Origin of the sequence: Microseira sp. BLCC-F43, from assembly GCF_041929235.1 — a bacterium.
Classification (GTDB): Bacteria; Cyanobacteriota; Cyanobacteriia; order Cyanobacteriales; family Aerosakkonemataceae; genus Microseira.
The window spans coordinates 43,489-69,018 of sequence record NZ_JBHFNP010000031.1 but is presented as its reverse complement, the minus strand read 5'-3'; the positions used below and the strand labels follow the sequence as shown (position 1 = coordinate 69,018).

The 25,530-nt window shown below is 46.1% G+C and carries 17 protein-coding genes; 8 read left to right on the top strand and 9 right to left on the bottom strand.

Features of this window, described 5'->3' with window-relative positions; all coding sequences use genetic code 11:
• The 4 genes from ACE1CM_RS05170 to ACE1CM_RS05155 form a co-directional block, all read right to left on the bottom strand.
• Nucleotides 1-2,292 (bottom strand): DUF3160 domain-containing protein, encoded by a 2,292-nt coding sequence (locus tag ACE1CM_RS05170; RefSeq protein ID WP_374876331.1) that lies wholly within the window; start codon nt 2,290-2,292, stop codon nt 1-3.
• A gap of 335 nt (nt 2,293-2,627) precedes the next feature.
• Nucleotides 2,628-3,557: an ADP-ribosylglycohydrolase family protein gene (locus ACE1CM_RS05165; RefSeq protein ID WP_374876330.1), complete on the bottom strand. Its 930-nt coding sequence runs from the start codon at nt 3,555-3,557 to the stop codon at nt 2,628-2,630.
• Nucleotides 3,515-3,718 (bottom strand): hypothetical protein, encoded by a 204-nt coding sequence (locus tag ACE1CM_RS05160; RefSeq protein ID WP_374876329.1) that lies wholly within the window; start codon nt 3,716-3,718, stop codon nt 3,515-3,517. Before ACE1CM_RS05160 ends, ACE1CM_RS05165 begins: the two co-directional genes overlap by 43 nt.
• A gap of 55 nt (nt 3,719-3,773) precedes the next feature.
• On the bottom strand, nt 3,774-5,159 hold the full coding sequence (locus tag ACE1CM_RS05155) for a 1-acyl-sn-glycerol-3-phosphate acyltransferase (RefSeq protein WP_374876368.1): 1,386 nt from the start codon (nt 5,157-5,159) through the stop codon (nt 3,774-3,776).
• A 649-nt stretch (nt 5,160-5,808) separates the two neighbouring features.
• On the opposite strand from ACE1CM_RS05155, the gene ACE1CM_RS05150 reads away from it, so the two are divergent.
• Nucleotides 5,809-6,366: an FHA domain-containing protein gene (locus tag ACE1CM_RS05150; RefSeq protein WP_374876328.1), complete on the top strand. Its 558-nt coding sequence runs from the start codon at nt 5,809-5,811 to the stop codon at nt 6,364-6,366.
• A gap of 86 nt (nt 6,367-6,452) precedes the next feature.
• On the opposite strand, the gene ACE1CM_RS05145 is transcribed toward ACE1CM_RS05150, so the two are convergent.
• From ACE1CM_RS05145 to rpmG, 3 genes are all read right to left on the bottom strand, one after another.
• Nucleotides 6,453-8,471: a ribonuclease catalytic domain-containing protein gene (locus tag ACE1CM_RS05145; RefSeq protein WP_374876327.1), complete on the bottom strand. Its 2,019-nt coding sequence runs from the start codon at nt 8,469-8,471 to the stop codon at nt 6,453-6,455.
• A 244-nt stretch (nt 8,472-8,715) separates the two neighbouring features.
• Nucleotides 8,716-8,931, bottom strand: a complete 216-nt coding sequence (gene rpsR / locus ACE1CM_RS05140; protein WP_226585466.1) for a 30S ribosomal protein S18 — start codon at nt 8,929-8,931, stop codon at nt 8,716-8,718.
• 102 nt (nt 8,932-9,033) lie between these two features.
• Nucleotides 9,034-9,222, bottom strand: a complete 189-nt coding sequence (gene rpmG, locus ACE1CM_RS05135) for a 50S ribosomal protein L33 (RefSeq protein ID WP_226585397.1) — start codon at nt 9,220-9,222, stop codon at nt 9,034-9,036.
• A 227-nt stretch (nt 9,223-9,449) separates the two neighbouring features.
• On the opposite strand from rpmG, the gene glp reads away from it, so the two are divergent.
• The 5 genes from glp to ACE1CM_RS05110 all read left to right on the top strand — a co-directional run bounded on the left by glp (nt 9,450) and on the right by ACE1CM_RS05110 (nt 20,389).
• A complete protein-coding gene (glp, locus tag ACE1CM_RS05130) occupies nt 9,450-10,733 on the top strand; it encodes a gephyrin-like molybdotransferase Glp (RefSeq protein WP_374876326.1) in 1,284 nt (427 codons plus the stop codon).
• A 162-nt stretch (nt 10,734-10,895) separates the two neighbouring features.
• On the top strand, nt 10,896-15,206 hold the full coding sequence (locus tag ACE1CM_RS05125) for a PAS domain S-box protein (RefSeq protein WP_374876325.1): 4,311 nt from the start codon (nt 10,896-10,898) through the stop codon (nt 15,204-15,206).
• On the top strand, nt 15,206-17,224 hold the full coding sequence (locus ACE1CM_RS05120) for an adenylate/guanylate cyclase domain-containing protein (RefSeq protein WP_374876324.1): 2,019 nt from the start codon (nt 15,206-15,208) through the stop codon (nt 17,222-17,224). The genes ACE1CM_RS05125 and ACE1CM_RS05120 overlap by 1 nt, the downstream gene beginning before the upstream one ends.
• 56 nt (nt 17,225-17,280) lie before the next feature.
• Nucleotides 17,281-18,774, top strand: coding sequence for a diguanylate cyclase domain-containing protein (locus tag ACE1CM_RS05115; RefSeq protein ID WP_374876323.1), 1,494 nt, complete (start codon nt 17,281-17,283; stop codon nt 18,772-18,774).
• Nucleotides 18,775-18,826: 52 nt separating this feature from the next.
• Nucleotides 18,827-20,389, top strand: coding sequence for a phenylacetate--CoA ligase family protein (locus ACE1CM_RS05110; protein ID WP_374876322.1), 1,563 nt, complete (start codon nt 18,827-18,829; stop codon nt 20,387-20,389).
• A gap of 77 nt (nt 20,390-20,466) precedes the next feature.
• On the opposite strand, the gene ACE1CM_RS05105 is transcribed toward ACE1CM_RS05110, so the two are convergent.
• Entirely contained in the window at nt 20,467-20,784 is a 318-nt protein-coding gene (locus ACE1CM_RS05105; RefSeq protein ID WP_374876321.1) for a winged helix-turn-helix transcriptional regulator, read from the bottom strand.
• Nucleotides 20,785-20,905: 121 nt separating this feature from the next.
• Here ACE1CM_RS05105 and ACE1CM_RS05100 point away from each other — a divergent pair, with 121 nt between their 5' ends.
• Nucleotides 20,906-21,154: a CDGSH iron-sulfur domain-containing protein gene (locus ACE1CM_RS05100; RefSeq protein WP_374876320.1), complete on the top strand. Its 249-nt coding sequence runs from the start codon at nt 20,906-20,908 to the stop codon at nt 21,152-21,154.
• A 96-nt stretch (nt 21,155-21,250) separates the two neighbouring features.
• Nucleotides 21,251-21,949, top strand: a complete 699-nt coding sequence (locus ACE1CM_RS05095) for a pirin family protein (RefSeq protein WP_374876319.1) — start codon at nt 21,251-21,253, stop codon at nt 21,947-21,949.
• Between the two features lie 175 nt (nt 21,950-22,124).
• Here the strand turns inward: ACE1CM_RS05095 and ACE1CM_RS05090 are convergent, their stop codons facing one another.
• Nucleotides 22,125-25,268 carry a PAS domain S-box protein gene (locus ACE1CM_RS05090; RefSeq protein ID WP_374876318.1) on the bottom strand — a complete coding sequence of 1,048 codons (3,144 nt, stop codon included), beginning with the start codon at nt 25,266-25,268 and terminating at the stop codon, nt 22,125-22,127.
• Nucleotides 25,269-25,530: the final 262 nt, after the last annotated feature.

Sequence of the window (25,530 nt, the reverse complement as noted above, 5' to 3'; positions counted from 1 at the left end):
TTACCAGCGATCAAATTCTTCATCGTCAGATTCACGCTGAATCATCTCTTCAGGTGTCAGAGGTACGAGATAACTGTTTGTCCAGTTTGGTCGGGGTGGAACCTTACCGATTTTAATGTCATTGAGCCACTCAGAATCTGATTTACGCGAGACTCCCGGCATCTCAAATTCGTAATGCGAAAGCACTGGTCCGACATAGACCATTTTGTCCTCACCGTTGTCTACCGCAATCATCAGCAGATCGACATTACCTACGCCCTGATGAAGCACACAACCTGGATCTCGCATTATTGGATCGGGTACGTCTGTGTGTACATCCGCGACAATCGCATCCCTTTTTTTAGAATCCTGATGACCCTTATAGAAAAGACCAAAATACCAGCCGCTGTAGGTTCGCTTCCCGGATGCGCGATCTTCAAACTCAACAATCTTTTTCAGAAATTCGGTTTCACTTTCACTGAGTTTCTTTTGTGCGAGTTGCTTCTTGGCAATTCCTTTGAGGATGGCTAACTTCTCGGCGAAGTTCTTGAAGAATGAGGTTTGTCTTTTATGTAGGTCTTGGAGTTGAACCGTAAATTTACGACCCCATTCGTTAGACTTTTCGACTGAACGATCTGGAAAGGGAGTTTTTTCAATTAAATCGGCTGCTAGCAGAGCCATTTTCTCAAAGCGCTCCCAAAATGCGAATCGAGGTTCCACAAAACCTGCCGGGTAGTAGCACCTGGTCATAAAAGTGTAGGATTGTTTGACGTAAAGAATGGTGTCGTGGCGCAGTTGCGTCCAAGAAGCCAATTGCGTGTTAAGCGTCTTCATTCCCCATGCACGGGTACACATAGCTTCGGGATATTTGGAGTCTGTTGTCGGTGCAGAAAGTTCGCGCAACGTGGCAAGCCAGTTCATGTAAATATTTTCTTCCCAAACTGCTGGATTTTGCTCGTCAATTACAGTCTTGACTGCTGCTAAATTGTGCTGATAGTTGAGTCCATCTCTGAACTTACGTCCTTTTTTGTCAGTCATGCGATCGACCAGTTCTGGCACCACTTGGTCGTTTCCCAGTGCAGCGAACGCCATATCTAGACAGGTAGGAATACGACGACCCACTTTCTCGTCGTCCCACAGGATATCGTCGTATACAACTTTGGATGTCACCCAACTATCCAAAACAAACTTTTGACCAAGAACTGTGAGCGATCGCGGCAGCTGAATTTTTTCCGACCCAAACGGGGATTCGTAGTAGTGACTGCCAATATCTTGAAAGCCGATCGAACTTGCTAGGATATCAGCTTGTAGTTGTTCTAACGTTCCCAAACCCTTAACATCTGCTGGGGATTTAATCTTAGCCTTGGACAAAATATCTCCCAGTTGGGCAAAGGTCATGGAATCCGTTCGACCGACAAAAGTTTGGAGTAATTGGTCGAATTGTTGCCATTGCTCAAACTTACCAGATTGTTTGAGGAGATCGTAAAGAATTACTGCTGCGCCGAGTTCTCGCGGTGAGGATTCAGCCGGGGAGGATTCAGAAGGAATTTCAGCAATGCGGAGGTCAATTCTGCCGCACCACATCATGGCACGGAAATATCGCTTGAGCAATTCGGAGTTCTCATAATGTCCGCGCACTTTAAATTGAGAAAAATCTACCTCACGCCAGCGTCCAAATAGTTCAAATTTCTGAAGTTGCTCGTTTTGGATCGCTTCAAGGGTAGTGGCAACGCGGGCATCCCGATCTAAGCAAGTCTTAATCGCCTCACCTGCAAGCAGCGAGCGTGCTACGCTCAGGAAGTAGTCAGCATCGAGGATGCTTGCACCAAGCACTCCCTTGCTATACTGATTCCAAGCGTCGGGAATCCCCTCTTGCATCCCCTCAAGAATTTCATCTAACGAACTAGACAAGTAAGTTTCTTCTAGTTCTTCGAGAATCGCATCGTATGACCGATGCCAAGCATGAAGCACCGCATCGGCGGAAACGAAAACTGGCAGATCGTGGCTGTAGATGCGATAGAACAAGTCGGCAAAATTATGTCCTCCTAGCCTTTCGCTGACTACGAAGCCATTTTGCTTAAAAATTGCCAGTTCTTCTGCATTAAGTTGAAACAGGTTATTTTGATGGAAATCCTCCCAGAACTTTGCAGTAGTTGGGTCGAAGCTAATTTGAGGGAGATATTTAGCATTGCTGGCATATCGTTTGGCAAATTCTGGCGGGGAAATCTGCCCAATTTTTTGCAGTGCCTCCTCAAAAGCAGCCGTATAACCAAAAACGTCCTCTGGTGCTTTAGCAATGGGTGTTGTAGCCATAGAAATTTCTCCTTGAGCTAGAAATTTAGGCAAGTTGGTTTAATTACATATTAATTATTATGACCTGTGGGAGGCTGTGCAAATTGGAAGCGATCGCTCTCAAGTAAAGCTATTTCTCAAGGCGATCGCGCTTAACCTTACAGCAGATTGCAAGCTCGTCTAGGTACAGCCTTAAGGCTCTCGTTTGTCAAGCGCGCACCCTTAAGGGTGCCCGCACACCGCTGTCGAAGGTATACCTCATAGATGTGCAAACTGCTATAGTGCTATTCGACACTTGTTTTTACTACGAATGCTGTCACCCGATCGGGACTAAAGTCCTTACTACCAACGCTGTTTTAATTTGATTGAGACAAAGAGAAAAGTTGCTCAGCAAAGGATGCTATCAAATCGCGGTATGCTAGGCGATCGCGCCAAGATTGGGGTATTCCCTGTTCTCCATAAAAGGCTCCGGCTAACTGTCCGTAAACTGCTCCGGTTGTATCGGCATCATCCCCCAAATTGACGGCTAAAAGACAGCCTTCCTCAAAAGATTGACTGCGATAAAATGCCCACAAAGCTGCTTCTAAACATTCGACTACATAGCCGGAACCTTTAATGTTTGGGGGTTGACGATGTTTAAACGATCCTGCTGCAATGGCGTCGATTTCATCAACTAAGGGATTTTCTTCCCAATAGTTGGGAATCTGGCTGTAATATGGGGAGAGTAACTGATCTCGACTTGCTCCATTGACGGCTCCCACAAGCAGCGCGCCTAAATATCGACAAGCATCAACAGCGGTTTCTGCACCATGAGTTGTGCGAGAACTTGCAGCGGAAAATGCGATCGCATCTTCAAAGTTTCGAGCGAAAAACAGGGGTACGGGAGCCAAGCGCATAATCGAACCATTTCCAGCACTGCGGGGATTTGTGTCACCACAGTAAGGTTCTCGTGTCTTCTCAAACCGGATCAGCGCCTTTGCGACAGTACGACCAATATCAAAGCAGTATCCTTTGCAGCTTAGGTGTCCGCCTCTAAACCATTGCAAATATCGTTGCAGTTGATCGATGGGAACAAAACCCTTTTGCTCGATCAGACTTTCTGCTAAACATAATGCCATTGACGTGTCATCTGTCCACTCTCCTGGTTGCAGTCCAAAAGGACCGCCGCCAACCATATCTTTAATAGGTGTAAATCTCCCAGGTTGCTGGAACTCTAGGGTAGTTCCCACCGCATCGCCAGCAGCTAAACCAAGAAGACATCCCCGATAACGCTCGATTGGTTGCATAAAATTAAACCATTTATAGCACTTAGGCAAAGAAACCGGGTTTCTAGGATCGCAGCAAGAAACCCGGTTTCTAGGATCTGCGTCAGTTTTTGCGCCAGAAACCGGGTTTCTGCGTCAATCTCTTTTCCTATAAACCCGGTTTCTTTGTCGATTGGTTGCATCAACAGGAATTCGCAGGTAGAGGTGAGAAACCGGGTTTCTTTGCGCCTGATAAAATTAAATCATTTTTTCTAAAGCTGTTTGCAAGTCTTTTGTCAGATCGGCAACAGCTTGACGACGATTGCTTTTATAAGCATCCCAACGTTCTGAAATTGAGATCGGTTCTCCTACACTTAAGCATACCCGTTGCTTACCCAGTTTTGGGCGCTTGAAGGCGTTGCCGCCTTTAATTTTGGTCATTGTGTCCCAAATCAGTAAAGTTGTTTCGGCAAACCTTTCGGGGGTTTGTTTTTCGATCGCGTACCTACCCGTTACAGCTACGAAACTTTCCACCAAGCGCATGTGCCACATTCGCAAACTGGCCTCTTCGGCAATCCGATCTGCGAGTCCTCGTTCTAGAGGGGGTAAAGCGTCAATATTTTTAATATCTTCTCGAAATATCCAATCCCACCCCGCTTGCTCTAGACGCCGACAGCGGTCGATTAAGCTACCTTTGGGCTGGAGGTTAAACGCTTGCTCTGCTACTTTTAAGGCTACATCTAGGAGCGAGCGCAGTCGAGTGACTAATTCTTCATTCGTACTGGGATGTTCAAAAGCAGTCCCGGCGGGCAAGGTTTGGTGATAAAACCGAGTGTAGAATTCTTCCACGCGGGTGAGTAAGTGTGCGCTTAAGCGAAACAAGCGCCGGTAACGCAAATGATGTTGGCTTTTTGGGGTTTCTTCGCTTAAATTCAAATTTTCTACAGGTAAACCGCTATCAATTTCTAATTGAGTTAAAAGCTTATCTAAGGCATCCCACGGATCGTGTATATACTGATACTTAATACCAATTGGCACGATTAAAACTTGTTCGGAGCGTCCGGCTTTCAGTATATCTTCGACACACCAAAATCCCAGTTGGCATATTCCCGGTTCTAGGGGGCTGACAACTTCATTATGTCCGTTGGTGGCGCCTTCTGGAGCTGCCATCATGGGCAAGTTACCGTTGGCAAATAGCTCCCGTGCCGAGCGCAAACCGAGTCGGTCTACTTTCCCTCGCAGGATGGGGGTTCCACCTAGACGGGGATATAGCCATTCTACGATTGAACCAGCCCATAGGGGAATTCCCCGATCGTAGATAAAATGGGCGTGTACGGGATAGTTTAGCGGTATTTGCTTTCGTTTGGCAAGCTGGGGTACCAGATGCCACAGCAGGTGCATTAGACTAAAAGGATCGTCGCCACTGGGATGGCGAAAGGCAAGCAGGAAGCGGATTTTCCCAGATTGAAACTCGTGGTAGAGATCGACGAGGCGTTCCACGTTATCTGCTTGAATGTCGCTGATGTTAGTGCGCGAGCGCAACCACAACGGTAGTATCCACTGGCTTCCCCGTAAAACTACCGAGTTGAGTGCCGGTGGAATAAATTCTAAAGGCGGTTGAACCTGACTCATAGCTGTCGTTATTCGGTGGAATTGATGAGTTTATTTTATTTAATCTTCGTTTTATATAAAAATTCTATCAATTCATAGCCCTGAGACGATTGTTAGTTTTGCTATATGCAAAAATCTAATCATTCTAGCCTTTAGTCTTATTTGTCAACCTTAGAATTACTGAAATATTGCCTGCGTCTGCGACCAGTGGCTAGCAGCCATTTTTCCTGACTCTATTCAGTAGAATAACCCAAGACATTTCTCCGAAAAGTGTATTTTAATTTAAGTATAAGGATTGAGAGCTGCTTCACAAAAACTTTAAAAAACCCAGTAGGTAACGCCGATCATGTAAAGTTTTGGTGAAATCACACTAAAAATATGACCGGCGTCACAAATAGGGGTGTATTAATATGAATAAGAGTTCAATTTTCATCTAGCCCAAGGATAAAATTAGAACGCTGATAAAATGTAAGCTTAACAACTAGCTCTACGTTGAGTTGAATGGGAAGCGAAAAAGTAACAGTTTGGGCATAGGCAATAGAAGAAATTGGTAAACTTCTTGTCTGTGCAGCACGATTAAGCAGACCTAAATTTACTTCATCAGGGGTTTAATCAGGGTATCTAGGTCTGATGATTAACATGTGATTCTTGCGGGTAAAAGTCGTTTGTCAGATAGGTAGTTATGTTCCACCTGAAGTCCCCTAAACCTAATAATTTTGACCAAGCTTTGAGCTTCCTGGAACAAAATCCTGCGATCTCAGATTCATTGTTGGCTGACTGTAACCACGATGTCCAAAAGGTTACAACGATTATCCAACCGATTTTGAATGCTGCCTGGCGTTGTGAAATTGCTCGCTTCTACATTCAGGCAATTACAACGGGTAGAACGACTTTTCTCGTGACGAACCTAAAAGAGTCGGAAGCGCTTCAGATTACGGACAGTGCTGCCAGCTGGTTGGTGGGACGATCTGCCAATTGCGCGATCGCGATTAAAGATACCTGTATCTCTCGCCAACATGCCGTGATTGGACATGTTTTCGGCAGAGAGTTCTACATTACAGACGTTGGTAGCACCAACGGGACTTGGGTAAATCATCGCCGCCTAGCTCATTTGGAGCGTTGTCCCCTTAGAGATGGGGACCTGATCCAGTTAGGTCCGGTGCAGATAGAATTTTTTATCGCTAACAGTCAAATTTGGTCACCCGCAGCGTCTGATGTGGGTGTTACTGAATTTTGTTAATTCGGAAATGGGTAATGGCAAATTTTAGATTGCAGATTGCAGATTTAAAATCAATCTGCAATCTGCAATCTGCAATCTGCAATTCCCTACGTGGCAGCAGGTTGAGCGGGTTGGTCGATCAGTTCTTGGAACCGGATGGCGTCGGAGCGGGGGTCAACATAGCTGACGCGGACTTCCAGATTCTCGCCCAGTGCCACGGAACGCTTGATCTGCATGGGTAATTCTAGTCCCAGATCTTCTAGGAGAATTAAACCCAACCGTTCATCTTCCCTCAACCAGCGCAACAATACCGCTTGCCAAGCTTGCTCGGAGGTGCGTCGGAGATATTCCAATGCCCAATAGCGCTGGGTTTGGCGTTCTACGAGCGAGGCTTCTTGAGAAGCCGTCGTGACGCCGATCATCACTTCTTTGACTTCTTCTGGGGAAAAGGGTGGCTGTTCGCCTCGCAGGTGGGCTTTAATTTGGAAGTGGGTGAGCAAGTCGCTGTAGCGCCGGATGGGAGAAGTTACCTGGGTATAGCTGTCTAAGCCCAAACTAGCATGGCGAGCGGGGGTAATGCTCATTTCGCTGCGGGGCATACAGCGTCGGATGGCACAGGCGCGCACTGGACCGGCGGGGAGTTGTAGCAGTTCTTCATCTGGGGGCAGTTCGGGTTGGGGTTGAGAGCGGAACGGCAGTGCCAGCTGGTGCGTTTGAGCGTAGCGTGCGGCGACTTCGCCTGCTAAGATCATCATTTCTGCTACTAATTGCCGCGAAGGCGAGTCCTCCAACACTTCGATGTGGATCTCGTCGGCGTCAACTTTAATGCTCGCTTCTGGTAGGTGGATATTGATCGCGCCTTGGGAACGCCGCCACATTTGTCGCCGTTGGGCGTATCGCGCGATCGCATCTATTTCCAGTTCTGATGGGAGGCCCAGTTGCAGCATTTCATCCACATCTTCGTAAGTCAAGCGATAGGTAGGTTTGATAATGCTGGCGTGGATGCTGTATTGGGCAACGGCACCGTCGTCATCTAAAATAATGCCAAAACTGAGGGCGTTGCAGATTTTCCCCTGCACCAGACTCATCGGTCCTGTAGCTAGTTCCGCTGGAAACATGGGAATCATGCCAGTTGGCAAATACAACGTCGTGCTGCGCCGTCTGGCATCTAAGTCTAATTCATCACCTGGAGTCAGCCAGCGCGTCGGGTCAGCGATGTGAACCCATAGTCGCTGTTTCCCGTCTGGGAGTAATTCCCAACTCAAACCATCATCGATTTCTTTTGTACTTTCGTCGTCAATCGTATAAACTTTGAGTCGGGTCAGATCCAGGCGCTCTGAGTCCGGGTCGGGGGGAGCAACCTCAGTTCGCTCTTTCGCCACTTCTAGCACCTTTGTTGAAAAATTAACTGGAATTGACGAGCGCCGCAAAAATAGGTTTTCGTGGCGACTCCACACGCCCAAGTCCACTAACAAATCGAAAGCACCTTGGGGGTTTTCCGGTCGTTTGAGGGCAGCCAGGGTTTCCACTGCGGCAGCGCGCCCAGTTGCTTCGTCTCCTTGGATGGCAAACCGTTCCAGTGCTTCTAGGCGATTGCGATCGCTCTGCTGCCATTCTACCTGAAAGCCACTCAGCGCTTGCTCTACCCGCGCCCAAAACTCCTTCTGCTGAGTCTCCCGCTCTCTTGCTACTTCCAATTGATGTTTTATTTCCGCCACTTGGTTCGTCGAGCGGGGTTCGTAGCGATCGCCTTTTTGTTTAAAATACAGTTTGTCTTCTGTTAACAAATAGTACGCCGCGTAGCATTGGGCCGGACTTTTTTCCGAAAACAGCAGCATTGCCATTTCCGCCGGATCTACTGCCAAACCCTCTTCTACTAGGAATTCCCAAGCGACTTCCAAGCTTTCTGGGTCGATAAACGGATCTACCTCTTTGCGGAAGCGGGGTATATCCGACGGTTTGTAAGTTTCACCGTTTACTTCGTAACTAACTTGTTTAGCATTAATGGTACGAGCTTGACCGCGATCGTCTACTACGATCCAGTGGTTTTTGCCCTCCGGACGTTCTGCCACGGCGAGGCAGCGCTCTCCATGTAACCGAAATTCGACTAGGGTTCCTTTTTCCACAAGTTACTTTGATTCCCGGCACTTCTATATATATAAGTTATCCCAGACGCGCGCCATCGCTTTGTTCCTAGTAGGCGCCCTCTTCGCCGTTTCCGACTTTAAGCTATTCTTAATTTGCCCAATTCCTCTGTTTATCTGTTTAGTAGCTTGAATAGTTATGAGTGTAGAGTTTTAAGTTCCTGCTTTCATGGCAAACTCTCCCACAGGGATGAACCCTTATCTCTACCACTCAAAACTATTTTTGTTAGCCTTCTTGATTGATGAAAGGCAACAATGCCACAATGCGTGCCCGCTTAATCGCAAGTGTCAAATCTCTTTGTTGCTTAGCGGTCAACCCGGTAATGCGGCGCGGCAAAATCTTCCCGCGTTCGGTGATAAATTTCCGCAACAGATCGATGTCTTTATAATCAATTGGTTCGCTTGGTTTAATCGGCGAAAGGCGACGACGGTAGTAGGTCATAGTTCTTGGTAATTGGTCATTGGTCATTGGTAATTGGTGATTGGTAATTGGTGATTGGTAATTGGTCATTTCCATTACCGATTACCCATTACCCATTACCATCTACTTGATTTCTTTGTGGACGGTATGTTTGTTACAGTGAGTGCAGAACTTTTTCAGTTCTAACCTTGCCGTCGTGTTGCGACGGTTCTTGGTGGAAGTGTAACGAGATACGCCCTTTGAGCGCTTGGCTGGGTTAGAGCGACACTCGGTACATTCCAGGGTGATGATAATACGAACACCTTTTGCCATACTTTAAACTCAGGTGTAAAGTCAAGAACAGAATTAATCACAAATTTCTATTCTCGCATAAGACAAGTCGCTTGTGCAAGCAGCCGCTGGCAGCTGAGGAGTCACAGGGGCAGGGGGGCAGGTGAGCAGGGGGGAAATTATGTTACTTGTGAGAGCGCAAGTTGGTATTGAAATCTAAAATCTAAAATCTAAAATCTAACTTATTGTACGAGGCTGGGGAAAAGGCAATGCTTTCGGTTCAACAAGCAGAGGAAATAATTTTCCATCGGGTGCAACCGTTGGATGCAAAGCTTGATGCAGAGGTTGTAGACTTATTGGCGGCTTTTGATACGACTTTAGCCACGCGGCGCGAACGCATTTTGGCAATGCCGGTAACGAGTCATCTGGATTTTCCCCATTGGGATAATTCGGCGATGGATGGTTACGCGGTGCGATATGCGGACGTGGAAGGCTGTAGCGCCGAACAGCCAGCAGTATTGGAAATTGTAGAGGAAATCGCGGCGGGAAAGCAGCCCCAGCATACTATTCAACCAGGACAAGCGGCGCGGATATTCACCGGGGCGATGATGCCAGAGGGTGCGGATACCGTCGTAATGCAGGAAGTGACGCGACTTTCAGGTTCCCGCGTTGTCATTTTAGCAGCGCCAAAACCCCAAGCTTTCGTGCGCCATCGGGCATCTTATTACCAAGCTGGTACGCCCCTCCTGATGCCGGGAATACCCCTATTCGCCCCGGAAATCGCAATTTTGGCATCGGCGCAATGTCCGCAGGTTTCGGTTTACCGCCATCCTCGCGTGGCGATTTTATCTACGGGTGACGAACTGGTGACGCCGGATCGTCCCTTACAACCGGGTCAGATTGTAGACTCGAATCAGTATGCAATGGCTGCAATAGTTGCACAAAGCGGCGGCATTCCTCTTTTGCTGGGCATTGTTCCAGATGAACCTGAAGCGCTGAAAAATGCGATCGCCTCCGCCCTCACCTCTGCCGATATCGTTGTTTCTTCCGGCGGCGTTTCTGTGGGAGATTACGATTACGTAGACCGGATTCTGGAATCCCTCGGTGCTGAAATACACCTGCGTGCAGTTGCGATTAAACCGGGTAAACCCTTGACATTTGCCACGTTTAAGCGCGGCGAAGCCCTGCGCCGGGTTTTATACTTCGGACTTCCGGGAAATCCCGCATCTTCTTTGGTAACGTTTTGGCGGTTTGTCCAACCAGCACTGAAGAAACTATCAGGACTTGCTCAGGGTTGGAAACCGATGTTCGTGCAGGCGCGTGCTGGTCAAGATTTGCGTTCGGATGGCAAGCGAGAAACATACCTCTGGGGACAGATGCATTTAATAGATGGAGGGTATGAATTTCAGCTTGCAGGTGGCAGCCACAGTTCCGGTAATTTGATTAACTTAGCGCGAACCAATGGATTAGCGGTTTTGCCAGTGGGTATAACCTCAATCAACGCTGGAGAGGCGGTGCAAGTTTTACAAGTTGGGTTGCCGATTGGGGATTAAAGACTGGGAAATTGCCGGATTTGGCGCCAGTCCGGCGTAAAAATAGCTTTCAGTATACAGCCTGTGCGATCGCTGCGCTGCCAAAATTTACAAGCGTAGGCTGGGTATGTTGATTTCGGCTAGTGGGAAATCAACAACAAACCGCCAAGGTGGAGTTACTCGATGTTTATTCAACCACTCAAGCAGGTTATTGTGAAAATTTATGGACAAGTACCGCTGCAAACGGTTCTGATCGTTCCGTTTGTCCTGCAAATTGCCGGGGCGGTGGGACTGGTGGGGTATCTCTCCTATCGTAACGGACAGAAGGCTGTTAACGATTTAGCCAGTCAATTACGCCACGAAATTACCAAGCATATAGAGGATAACCTGCGTGCATACCTAACGATTCCCCATCAGGTTAATCAGAGTAACGCTGCTGCGATTCGCCTCGGTCAATTGAACTTGCAAGATAACGCAGGATTGGAACGTCACTTTTGGCAGCAAATCCAGATATTTGATCGCCTAACTTATGCCGGATTGGGATTAGAGCGAAAAGATAACGTTGGGGCAGAAAGGCGCGATGATGGTTCGCTGACAATTCGAGTGGGGACTTCAGCTACGGGATATGATTTTCGGACTTATTCTACAAATGAATTGGGGGAGCGCACCAAAATCCTAGACCACAAAAGCGACTTCGATCCCCGTACTCGCCCCTGGTATAAAGCCGCCGTTGCTGCTGGTAAACCCACTTGGAGTCCGATTTATCCTCATACTAAAGGCATTACCGCTTATCTGGGTGCATCGATGCCTTTTTACGATAAACAAGGTAAACTTCAAGGTGTTTTACTAACTAATATTAATTTATCGCAAATTGGCTATTTCTTACAAAAAATAGAAATTGGAAAAACCGGACAAAGTTTTATTATCGAGCGCGACGGCATGTTGGTGGCAACTTCGACAGGGGAACAACCTTTTCGCACCAAACCAAAGGAATACGGAGCCGAAAGAGTTAAAGCCACAGACAGTCAAAACGCTCTCACGCAAGCTACAGCGCGATACCTAGCCGCAAATTTTGACAAGAAAAAGCTGTTGCAAAAGTCTGAGCAACTGGAATTTAAAATCAACGGTGAGAAACACTTTTTGCAAGTCTTGCCGTTTAAAGATAATAAAGGACTCGACTGGCTAATTGTCGTGGTCATTCCAGAAACTGACTTTATGGAGCAAATTAATGCCAACACTGGCACGACATTCCTGTTATGTCTGGTAGCTTTAATCTGCGCTATTTTCATGGGGATTATCACCGCTGGTTGGGTCACGAGTCCGATTTTACACCTCAACGCCGCTGCTAAAAATATTGCCAAGGGGGATTGGGAAAATACGGTAAAAATTGACCGAGGGGATGAAGTAGGGCAATTGGCCAATTCGTTTAATAATATGGCTAAGCAACTGCAAGAATCCTTTGCCGAAATGAAAACATTGAATCAAGCCTTATTAGCAAGCGAACGCCGACTGAATCAATTTTTGGAAGCCTTACCCGTCGGGGTGTGTGTCATTGCTGCCAATGGCACGGTTTCCTATGTCAATCAAACCGGACAGCGTTTATTGGGTCAAGGGATAGTCTCAGAATGCAGCGTTGAAAAATTAACAGAAGTTTACCAGATTTATCTGGCTGGAACCGATCGGTTCTACCCCACCGAGCAACTGCCAGCGGTACGGGCATTAAAGGGGGAAACTGTAACCGTTGATGATATGGAAATTCATCGATCAGGAGAAGTTATCCCTGTAGAAGTACGAAGCATCCCCATTTTTGACGACCAAGGCAAGGTGATTTATGCGATCAATGTTTTTCAAGATATTACAGAACGCAAAGAAGCTGAAGAAATTTTAACAGACTACTATCATACTTTAGAAACCAAAGTGGCAGAACGCACTGCCCAACTTGCCCGCGCCAATGTGAAATTAGAGCAGGAAATTGCCGAACGCGAGCAAACAGAAGAAGCATTGCGGCAGAGTGAAGAACGGTTCAGAAGAGCTTTTGATACGGCAGCAATTGGCATGTGTTTGGTTTCTTTAGAGGGTCAGCCTTTGGCTGTCAATCCTCAAGTTTGCCAAATGTTTGGCTATGCAGAATCAGAGTTGCTATCTTTATCGTTTGGGGATATAACTTATCCAGATGACCGAGGTAGTGACCAGGAATACGTGCGGGAATTATTGGCTGGGACGCGACCTTATTATCACATGGAGAAGCGTTTTCTGCATAAAAATAGGCAGACGATATGGGCGCGAATAAGCGTTTCTTTGGTGCGGAATTTGCAGCAAAAACCGCTTTATTTTATTTGTCAAATTCAAGATATTACAGCGCGCAAAGAAGCGCAACAGGAATTGCAAAAGAGCCAAGCGCGGTTTCAGAAATTAGCGGCAAACGTACCGGGAGCGATTTATGAAGTTGTGTTTCACCCAGATGGGTCGGTAGATTATGAATATATGAGTGCGGCTTGTTTAGAAATTTATGAATTAGAACCGAAGCAGGTGATGAAAAATGCTCAGTTAATTTATGACTGCATTCATCCGGATGACCGAGAAAGTTTTTATGCAGCGACTAGACAAAGTTCTAAAACTTTAGAACCTTTTGCCCGTGAATGGCGGATTGTCACGCCATCTGGGAAGGTCAAGTGGCTGCAAGGAAATTCTCGACCGGAACGGCGGGAAAACGGCGATATTGTCTGGCATGGGGTGGCGATTGACGTGAGCGATGGCAAGCGGGTAGAACAAGAATTAGCCAAAGCCAAGGAAGCCGCCGAAGCCGCCAATCGCGCCAAAAGTGTGTTTCTTGCCAATATGAGCCACGAATTGCGGACGCCCCTCAACGCCATTCTCGGCTTTTCCCAACTCATGAGTCACAGTCCAAACTTATCCCCAGACCAACTAGAAAATCTGGGCATTATTCGCCGCAGTGGCGAACACCTGCTCACCTTAATTAACCAAGTGCTTGACCTATCTAAAATCGAAGCCGGACGCCTGACGCTTAACGAACAAAATTTCGACCTTTATCAATTGCTGGATGATGTTAAACTTATGTTTTCTTTGAAAGCAAAGGATAAGGGATTGCAGTTACTGTTCGAGCGGGCTGCTGATGTTCCCCAATACGTGCTAACTGATGAAGTTAAGTTACGGGAAGTGCTGATTAATTTGCTCGGTAATGCAATGAAATTTACCACAACGGGTAGCATATCAGTCAGAGTGGGACTGGGTGATGGAAAAGAAACACCCAATTACCAAGAAAACGCGGTTGAAGAAGACAGGGGGACACGGAGACACTCTGACGCGGGGAATGTACTACAAGAACTTTCCGCATCTCCCACTCAGAGCGTCATCCCGTCTTCCTGCCCGCGTCGCCGCGTCACCGTGTCTCCGTCTTTGCTGCAACAATTGCATTTTGAAGTAGAAGATACGGGAAGTGGTATTGACCCTGATGAATTAGATAAAATCTTTGAACCGTTCGTGCAAACTTTATCAGGTCAAAAAGTGCGGGAAGGAACGGGTTTAGGATTAACGATTAGCCGCCAATTCGTGCGGTTGATGGGGGGTGAAATTACTGTCAGCTCGCAAGTCGGAAAAGGTAGTATTTTTAAGTTTGATATTCAAGCCAGCGTAGTTGCTGGCACCGAGATTGAGAATAAACAACCTAAGCGGGGCACGCTCGCTATTGAACCCAACCAAACCCGCTATCGCCTACTAATTGTCGATGACCAAGATGACAGTCGGCGACTGTTGATAAAAATTTTTAATTCTCTGGGATTTGAATTACAAGTTGCTAACAACGGTAAAGCAGCTGTGGAAATTTGGTCGAGTTGGAAGCCACATTTGATTTGGATGGATATGCGGATGCCCGTTATGGATGGTTATGAGGCAACTCAACGCATTCGAGATCTTGAGCAGGAGAGCAGGGGAGCAGGGGAGCAGGGGAGAATTGTAGGGGCTACTTTGACCAATAACCATACAACTGGTACAGACAATTTAACTAAACCCGCCCCTCTTGATTCATCTCCAATGCCCCAGAAGCGTACTGTAATTATTGCTTTGACTGCTAGTACTTTTGAAGAAGAGAGGGCTGCTGCCTTATCGGTTGGCTGCGATGATTTCATCCGCAAGCCTTTCCGTGAGGAAGAAATATTTATTTGTCTGAGCAATCATTTAGGGGTGCGATATATCGACGCGGAAGCGATTTCCTTGCCCGTTGGCGCAGGGTCAGAGGAGGGGAATGCAATCCCAATTGGAGATCGGATGCTGACTTTAGCTGACTTAGCTGCTTTACCTGGGGATTGGTTGGCTAATTTACACCAGGCAACCCTCGAAGGGCATATTAAACGAATGCAGGCGCTGATCGAGGAAATTCGTCCACAACATGACTTTGTTGCCAAAGCTTTGTTAGATTTGGCTAATCAGTACCAATTTGAGCAACTATTAATCTTAACTCAGCCTAGAACCGATTAATGAATCCCGAACAGCTTCTACCATCCAAGGGAAATATTTTAGTTGTTGACGACCACTATGCCAATTTAAGCCTATTAACTCAGGTGTTGTCCGAGGAAGGGTATGAAGTGCGAGTTGCACCCAACGGCAAACTGGCGCTGAAATCTGCTAAGGCAACTCCCCCTGACCTGATTTTGCTGGATATTATGATGCCGGAAATGGATGGTTATCAAGTCTGCGATCGGCTTAAAGCAGATAAGAGAACTCGCGAAATTCCAGTGATTTTTTTAAGTGCTTTGGGAGAATCATTGGATAAGGTAAAAGCTTTTGATGTGGGCGGGGTAGACTACATTACGAAACCCTTCGATCCGGTAGAAGTTGTAGCGCGCATCAAGAATCACTTGCGCTTGCGGGAGGTCGAATTAAAACTAATCGATCAAAATGCACTGCTGCAAAAGCAAATTGAATCCCGCCGACAAGCTGAGGTGGAAATTCGCCTGTTGCTGGCAACAACCCAAGCGATTAGCCGCTGCGATGACGTTCACTCGGCTTTAGCAGCAGTTTTGCGTTTAGTTTGTATAACTATTCAATGGAATTATGGAGATGCTTGGATTCCCAGCAATGATGGCAGGGTTTTAGAATGCAGTCAAGGTTGGTATGCTAGCGACCCCAGTTTCTCGGATTTCAGACATCAAAGTTTAAGTTTAAAATTTGGCCCCAATGTTGGGTTACAAGGGAGGATTTGGACTTCTAAACAGCCCGAATGGATAGAAGATATTTCCGCAGAAGACGAGCAAAGTTTCCTGCGTTCTCAAATTGCGATCGCCGCCGGATTAAAAGCCGCTTTTGGGGTGCCGATTCTGGTGAACGAGCAAGTGTTAGCAATTTTGATTTTTTATAAGAAAACAACGGCGGCTACCAGTTCGCGGTTAATCGAGTTGGTGACGGCGGTAGCAACTCAGTTAGGGGCGCTGATCCAGCGCAAGCAAATGGAAGATACGCTGCGAATTGCGGAAGATCGCTATCACAGTATTGTGGAAAATGCGGTGGAAGGCATTTATCAAGCGACGCCTTCTGGACGTTTGTTGAGTGCTAATCCAGCGCTGGCAAAACTGTATGGTTATGACTCTCCCGCAGCATTGATGACGAGTTTACAAGATATTTCGCAACAGCTTTATGTTGACCCCAACCGCCGGAACGAGTTTGTTGCTGCAATGGAAACAGATAATGCAGTAATTGGATTTGAGTCGATGATTTACCGTAAGGATGGGCAAAAAATTTGGATTTCTGAAAATGCCCGTGCGGTGCGCGATTCTCAGGGAAAGTTGTTGTACTACGAAGGGACGGTTTCTGATATTACGGCGCGGAAACTAGCCCAAGAAGCTTTAAAATATCAAAAGGAACAAACCGAGCGACTTTTGTTAAATATTTTGCCCAAACCAATTGCCGACCGATTGCAAGAACAGCCGCAGATTATTGCCGATAGCTTCTCTGAAGTCAGCGTTTTATTTGCGGATTTGGTCGGGTTTACCGATTTTTCATCCCAAAAAAGTCCGACCGAATTGGTGGAAATACTCAACCTGATTTTTAGTAAGTTTGACTTATTATCTCAACAACATGGTTTGGAAAAAATTAAAACTATTGGAGATGCTTATATGGTAGTAGGAGGTTTGCCGACTTATCGCGAGGATCATGCTGAAGCGATCGCGCGCATGGCTTTGGATATGCAAGCGTCTCTGGATAGCGTTAATCATAAGCTGGGTCAAAGTTTTTGTCTCCGCATTGGTATCAATATCGGCCCCGTTGTCGCTGGGGTAATTGGTCTGACTAAATTTATCTACGATTTGTGGGGCGATACGGTTAATGTTGCTTCGCGCATGGAATCAAGCGGTATACCCGGCAAAATTCAGGTTACTTCAGCAGTTTACGCTCGATTAAAGCACAAATTTGCCTTTAAAAAACGAGGTGATATTGCGATTAAAGGCAAAGGGGAAATGACGACTTATTTTCTAGTGAATAGCCATGAATCCTCTGGATAAAATTATTTTAAGCTCTTGGAGCAACGGATGTGTAGCACCTTGAAAGCCAAAAATTTATGATTCAGGATCGGTCTTTCATAGCAGGTTCAGATATCTTGGTCATTGATGATAGCCCTACAAATTTAAGTTTGTTAACCCAAATATTGTCAGATAAAGGGTATAAAGTGCGAGTCGCAACCAACGGTAAATTGGGGCGGCAATCTGCGTCGGCGACTCCCCCAGATCTGATTTTGTTGGATATTATGATGCCATCAATGGATGGTTATGAAATCTGCGAACAGTTAAAAGCAGATGAACTCACTCGCGACATCCCGGTGATTTTTTTGAGTGGTTTGAACGAAGCGCTGGATAAAGTGCAAGCGTTTGCGGTGGGTGGGGTAGACTACGTAACAAAACCCTTTGAACCTTTAGAAATTTTAGCGAGGAGCGAGAATCAATTGCGCTGGCGATCGCTCGAGTTACAGCTAAAAGAGCAAAATGCCCAACTGCAACTCTTGCTAACAACTACCCAAGGGATTAGCAAAGCGGCTAATGTAGACTCGGCATTAAAAGTAATTTTGTCAAAAATTTGTCAAACTATTGGTTGGAATTTTGCAGAAGCTTGGTTGCCTAACCTTAAATTAAAAGCTCTCGTATGCAGTCGGGGTTGGTATGCTAGCGATAGCAGTCTGTTACTCTTTCGCCAACTCAGTCAAGCGTTGACTTTTCCACCCAATGTAGGATTGCCAGGAAGAGTTTGGTTATCAAAAAAACCTGCATGGATCGAAGATATTTCTCAAACAAACGCTCGCAGTTTTCTGCGGGATAAAATTGCCGCTGCTGTCGGAATTAAAGCAGCTTTGGGCGTGCCGATTATTGTGGGATATCGCGTGTTTGCGGTATTAGTATTTTTGCATAAAAATCAAATCACACCCGATGGGCGCTTAATTGAATTAGTTAATGGCGTCGCCACGCAATTGGGTGCGCTGATTCAGCGCAAAAAAGCCGAAACCGCTCTCAAAAAAGCCAATCAGGAATTAGAACGACTGGCGGCGTTAGATGGTTTAACCTCTGTTGCCAATCGTCGCCAATTTGACAAAATTCTCCAACAGGAATGGTACAGACTAAAACGGGAACAGTTGCCTTTATCGTTAATTATGTGTGATGTGGATTATTTCAAATGCTACAATGACCGCTACGGACACATGGAAGGAGATAATTGTTTAAGACAGGTTGCTAGTGCGATCGCCAGCGCCTCACGACGCCCAGCAAATTTAGTAGCGCGATATGGAGGAGAAGAATTTGCGGTGATTCTACCTAATACAAGTGCTGAGGCAGCGTTAAAAGTCGCTGAATTAATCCGAAATCAAGTGCAACAACTCAAAATTCCCCACGCTTTATCTAATGCAAGTCAATATGTTAGCTTGAGTTTGGGCGTCAGTACGATTGTTCCAACTGGGGATAGTTCGCCTCTGGACTTGATCGAGATCGCCGATCTAGCGCTATACTCAGCCAAACAGCAGGGGCGCAATTGCGCTGTGGCGCGTAGTTATGCGATTGCTACGAAATAATTTCAGATTTTAGATTTCAGATTTCAGATTTGCTAAAAGGATAAAATAAACCATGAGAAAAGAACAAAGTCAACGCGCAGTTTCTGCCTTTCAAGACTTCCTCAATACGCCCCTCGATTTGCGCTTAAATCGATATCAAAATGACTCTCCCCAAACGACTGTACTTTCTTTATTTCGCGATGTGGCGGCGCAGGTTCCTGCTTACAAAGCTTTTTTAAAGGAACAAGATATAGATCCTGCTTCGATTCAAACCTTTGAAGATTTCCAAACACTGCCGTTAATTACCAAAGAAAATTACTTACAGCGTCACCCCCTGGCAGACTTGTGTCGTGGGGGACAGTTGGAAACCTGCGACATGATAGCTGTTTCCTCTGGTTCCACGGGCCAACCTACATTTTGGCCTCGTTTTTTTGCTGATGAACTTCAAATTGCCACCAGGTTTGAACAGATATTTCACGAGAGTTTTTATGCCGATAATCGCCGCACTTTAGCTGTAATTTGTTTCACGTTAGGTACTTGGGTAGGCGGGATTTATACGACAAATTGCTGTCGCTATCTTGCCAGTAAAGGCTATCCCATTACGGTAATTGCTCCCGGTAATAACAAAGAAGAAATATTCCGAGTTGTTCAAGAACTCGGTACGGCGTTTGAGCAAGTTGTATTGTTGGGTTATCCACCCTTTATTAAAGATGTCATCGATACGGGGAAGGCGCGGGGTGTAGAGTGGCAAAAATATAATATTAAAATGGTGTTTGCCGGAGAAGTTTTTAGCGAGGAATGGCGCAGTTTGGTGGGGGAAAGAGTCGGTTCAATTCATCCTTGTTACGACTGTGCCTCCCTGTATGGAACCGCCGATGCCGGAGTTTTGGGTAACGAAACGCCTCTGAGTATTTGCATTCGCCGCTTTCTAGCAGAAAATCCCGATGCTTCCCGTGCTTTGTTCGGAGAATCTCGCCTCCCGACGCTCGTTCAGTATGACCCTTTGAGTCGATTTTTTGAAGTCAAAGATGGCACTTTATTGTTTTCTGGAGATAACGGCATTCCGTTGATTCGCTATCACATTTCCGATACGGGGGGAATCATTTATTATGAGGAAATGCTTAAGTTTTTATCAGAATGGGGCTTCGATCCAGTAGCTGAATTATCTCTTGTGGGGCAGACTTCTAGCTTGCCAGCAGAAAGGGGCAAACAAGATGCCCACCCTACAAGAGATATCAGAGGAATTCATCAATTACCTTTCGCCTATGTTTTTGGCAGGTCTAATTTTACAGTTTCTTATTTCGGCGCGAATATTTACCCAGAAAATGTGACCGTGGGATTAGAACAACCTGGGATTAAAGAATGGGTGACGGGTAAATTTGTGCTGCAAGTTAAGGAAAATGCGGATAAAAATCGGTTTTTATCCGTTGTAGTGGAATTAGCACCGGGGGTGGAAGGGAGTGAGGAAAAAACGGAAGCGATCGCCAACTCCATTCTCTCCCAATTACGCCGCCTCAACAGCGAATTTGCCAACTACGTCCCCCCAGAATATCAAACACCCCAAGTCACACTTACCCCCAGCGGCGATCCAGAATATTTCCCCATAGGCGTCAAACACCGCTACACTCGCAAATAATAGCAGGTGAGCAGAGGAGAATTACCCATTACCAATTACCAATTACCAATTAGCAATTAGCAATTAGCAATTCCCAATTACCTCTCCCCCCATTCATGCATCGCTTCAATTATCGGTTTCAAACTTTCTCCTAAAGGCGTTAAAGAATACTCGACTTTCGGCGGAATTTGCGGATAAACCTGGCGATGGATAATTCCATCATCCTCCATCTCCCGCAGTTGCTGCGTCAGCATCTTCTGGGTAATTCCCTCCAAAGCGCGTTGCAGTTCACCAAACCGTTTGACGCCGGTAAACAGTTCCCGCAGAATCAAAAGCTTCCAGCGTCCGCTAATCGCTTTTAAGGTATTTTCCGCCGGACAAGTCTTTCTTTGGTAATTCTCGCTTCTGGCTTCCATGTTGAATCCAGTATCTTTTTAGTAACTATCTTACTATAAAGTGCGTACTTTACATCATAATTTAAAGCCTTTAAATTAGAAATATACAAAACAACTGAGATTCCAGAAACAGGAGAACACAATGAGCGAACCTTTTATTGCTGATAAAAAACCTGCCGGACTCGAGCTGGAACCCGGAACTTACTACTGGTGTAGCTGCGGTCAATCTAAAAACCAACCTTACTGCGATGGTTCCCATAAAGGCAGCGAATTTGTGCCATTAAAGTTCACAATCGAAGAGACAAAGCGCGTGGCGTTATGCCAATGCAAATACACCAAAAATCAACCATTTTGTGATGGAGCGCACAACAAGCTAATGGCTAATGGCTAATGGCTAATGGTAGAACCAGATAATATTGCCATGAGCAATCAGCAATTAGCAATTAGCAATTAGCAATTAGCAATTAACTTGGGTTAGGAGAAGAAAATGCTCACACTTCGTAAATCAGAAGAACGCGGACATGCTAGTCACGGTTGGCTGAATTCTTACCATACATTTTCGTTTGCCAACTATTACGACCCCGAGCATATGGGATTTAGAACTTTGCGGGTGATTAATGAAGACAGAGTCAACCCCAGTAGAGGTTTTGGATCGCACTCCCACAGGGATATGGAAATTATTTCCTACGTGCTAGAAGGGGCGCTAGAGCATAAAGATAGCATGGGTAATAGTTCCATAATTCGCCCTGGTGAAGTGCAAATTATGAGTGCTGGTGCTGGGGTTACTCACAGCGAATATAACCATTCTGACAGCGATTTGGTACATTTTCTGCAAATTTGGATTCTGCCCAATCAAATTGGTTTAAAGCCTAGTTACGAGCAGAAAATGTTTGCTGATGCAGAAAAGCAAGGTCAGTTACGCTTGATTGTTTCGCCAGATGGTCGAGATGCTTCTGTGACGATTCATCAAGATGTCAATATTTACGCAACCATACTCGATGCAGAACAGCAATTAGACTACCAAATTAAACCCGAACGTTATGCTTGGGTGCAGGTAGCAAGAGGTAGCGTCATGGTGAATGACCGTTTGCTAAAACAAGGCGATGGTGCAGCAGTTAGCGACGCGAATTCTCTGACACTGCTTGGTCAGGAAAGATCGGAAGTATTGCTATTCGATCTGGCATAAGCGATCGGCAGGTTTTTGACCTCGTCTTAGCCCCCCTTGGCAAGGGGGGTTGGGGGGATCGACAGCGCCACTTAGCCCCCCTTGGCAAGGGGGGTTGGGGGGGATCGACAGCGCCACTTAGCCCCCCTTGGCAAGGGGGGTTGGGGGGGATCGACTTTTCTAAAAAACCGGGTTTCTAACAAGCTTTCAGCGGAATTTTGAGCGCAAATTCCGCTCCTTTTCCGGGTGAAGAAATACACTGCAACGAACCTTTGTGTCGTGCGGTGATAATCTGATAGCTAATCGATAAACCCATTCCAGTTCCTTTACCAACGGGTTTGGTTGTAAAGAAAGGGTCAAACAATTTTTGCCTGACAGTTTCTGTCATCCCCGCTCCATTATCAGCAATGCGAACGAGCGCCCAATTATCTTTTATTTTCGTGGAAATACGAATTGTTGGTAATTGGTAATTGGTAATTGGTAATTGGTAATTGGTACTTTTTTTCCCATGACTCTCGTTCCCTGGAACCGCCTGGGAATGCCATGACCTATTACCCTCTTCTAAAGCATCAATTGCATTACTCAAAATATTCATAAAAACTTGATTGAGTTGTCGGGCATAACATTCGACTAAGGGGAGATTACCGTATTCTTTAATTATCTCAATCCCAGGACGATGCGGTTGGGCTTTGATCCGATGTTGCAACAGCATCAAAGTGCTATCTAACCCCTCGTGAATATCAACGGCTTTAAGCTCAGATTCATCTATGCGGGAGAAGTTGCGTAGGGAAGCGACAATTTTCTCGATGCGTTCTGCTCCCACTTTCATAGAATAAAATAATTTGGGCAAGTCTTCCATGAGAAAATTAAGCTCGATTGCTTCGGCTTGTTTTTGAATCTGTGGAACAGGATTGGGATAGTATTTTTGGTAAAGTCCGATGAGGGAAAACAGATCGGTAATGTAGTCTTTGGCATGGGTGAGGTTGCCGTAGATAAAGCTAACCGGGTTGTTGATTTCGTGGGCAACTCCGGCGACGATTTGACCTAAACTAGACATTTTTTCGCTTTGCAGCAGTTGGGATTGAGTGCGTTGAAGTTCTTGTAAAGTTTGCTCTAAATCTCGTGCTTTTTGTTTGAGTTGTTGCTCGCTGTTTTGCAGAGCAGCTTCGGCAATTTTGCGATCGCTGATATCGCGAGCAATCCCCTGAAAGCCGATAATATTGCCCTCGGCATCTTTGAAGGGCGAGATATTGCACGTTATCCAATACCAACTGCCATCCTTGCGTTTGGCTCGCAGTTCCAGCCCCGCCTGCTGATCTCCAGTTGCTACAATTCGGTCGAGAAAGGCTTGAGTCGCTGGCAAATCTTCAGAATGCACGATCGGGATAAATGACCGTCCTAGAAGTTCTTCTGCGTCGAATCCCGTAATGTCCTTGACCTTAGGAGAGAGATAAGTGAAAATGCCATCGATTGAGTGTTCGTAAATTAGGTCATTGGCGTTTTCTACTAAATGGCGGAACTTCATCTCGCTTTCGGCTAATGCAGCAAGGGCGGCTTTGCGATCGCTCACATCCCGCGCAATGGCATAAATCAGGCCATCTTGCAGATACGGTGCGGCTTTCCAAGACAGCCACTTGTAAGCACCATCCTTGCAGCGCCAGCGGTTTTCAAAGTTAACCACCATCGCACCCGCGCTAACTTTATCGAATTGCTTGAGGGTTTTTTCTATATCGTCGGGATGGACAAAATTAATAAAAGGTGCGGCTAAGATTTCCGCCGTCGTGTATCCTAATGCGGTTTCAAACGCGGGATTGGCTTGCTTAAAGTAGCCATCCATATCGCAGATACACATCATATCGAGAGAAATATTAAAGAAGCGATCGCGTTCGATTTCAGCAATCTTGCGCTTGGTAATATCGCTCGCGGTTCCAGTTGCGCCTATAACATTTCCCGCTTCGTCGCGCAGCACCATTGCATTAAATGATAGGTGGATCGAGTTACCATTTTTAGCCATGTGGGTCGTCTCGTATTGTAAGAAAGATTCCCCTGCTAAAACGCGCTGATAAGTCTCCAGATCTTTTTGCCATTCTTCGGGTGCGATGAAATCGACGAATGGACGACCGATCATTTCTTCTGGTGAGTAGCCGTAAATCTGTCTAACTGCTGCGTTGACAAAGGTATATCGCCCCTGCTTATCGGTTGCCCAAATTAAGTCTTGGGAAGTTTCGACCAAGATGCGATACTTGCGCTCGCTTTCAATTAAGGCGGTTTCAACTTGTTTGCGATCGCTAATATCTTGGACAATACCCTGAAGCCCGACAATATTACCATCAGCATCTTTGATTGCCGAACTGTTGGCAATCATCCAACACCAACTACCATCTTTACGTTGAGCGCGAAATTCAAATCCAGCTTGCTTTTGTCCGGTTTTAATAATGCCTTTGACAAAGTCAATATAAGCCTCGCGATCCTCCGGATGGATAAAGGGTACGAATAATTTTCCCATCATTTCTTCTGGTTTATATCCTAATATCTCGGTGACGTTAGGAGAGATATAGGTGAAGGTTCCATCGGGTGCAAGAGAGTGGATGATATCGTTGGCATTTTCGACAAAGCGGCGGAATTTTGCCTCGCTTTCCGCTAAAGCTGCTTCTGCTTGTTTGCGAAAGGTGATGTCGCGGGATACGCCCACGGTCATAATTACCTCATCTTCCTTGTTGCGGATGGGGGATTTGACCGTACTGAACAGGCGTACTTCGCCGTCGTGGCGCGTCGCGGGTTCGGCAGGAATTTCTAATATTTCTCCGGTTTCAAATACATAGGCATCGTCTTTGATGTATTGGAGAGTATAATCCGGCTCGTTAAATGGGGCATCAACGATATCTTGGAGTTGCTCGTTGGTCATGCCGTAATAATCGCGGAATGCTTTATTAGCCCAGAAGATTTTAGATTTTGGCGCTTTGACCAACACCATATCGGCGATGGAGTCAAGTATTTGTTGATACATTTTCTCGCGCTCGCGCGCCGTGGCTTCGGCGGCGCGTAATTTTTCTTCGGCGCGGGTACGATCGCGAACCTCTTGGCGCAACTTTGTCACCGTTTGCCGTAACTCAGTCGTGGCTTCCTCTATCTTATTTTCTAGTTCCGCAGCGGTTTCTAGAGTTGATTGCTGCTGCAATTGCATTATCAACCCTGCATCCAGGGAGGCGCGAATTTTGCTAACCAAGGTCATGAGTACTTCTTGCCGTTTCAGCCCTTGTTGGCACTTTACCGCTATTTCTAACTCAGCAAAGTGCTGGCTTAAGGTTGTCAACTGTTGGTGCAGCAATTGGTCGGACATAAGTTACTTTTGAGCAAACCCGTGTTTTCACTCTTACCAGTTAATTCCCACCCCGTGCAGATAGGAGTCACTCACTGGGTGTGATGGCTGTCATTGCTAACTGTTTGGGTTTGACCAAAGACAGGTTTTGTGCTAAAATATCGCTCTTTAATAATGCCCAACTCGCGATCAAATGTAACAATTTAGCCAGTAGGGGATGAGTGCATTTGAGCGATCGCTGACCAATAGCTAATTGCTAATTGCTAATTGCTAATTGCTAATT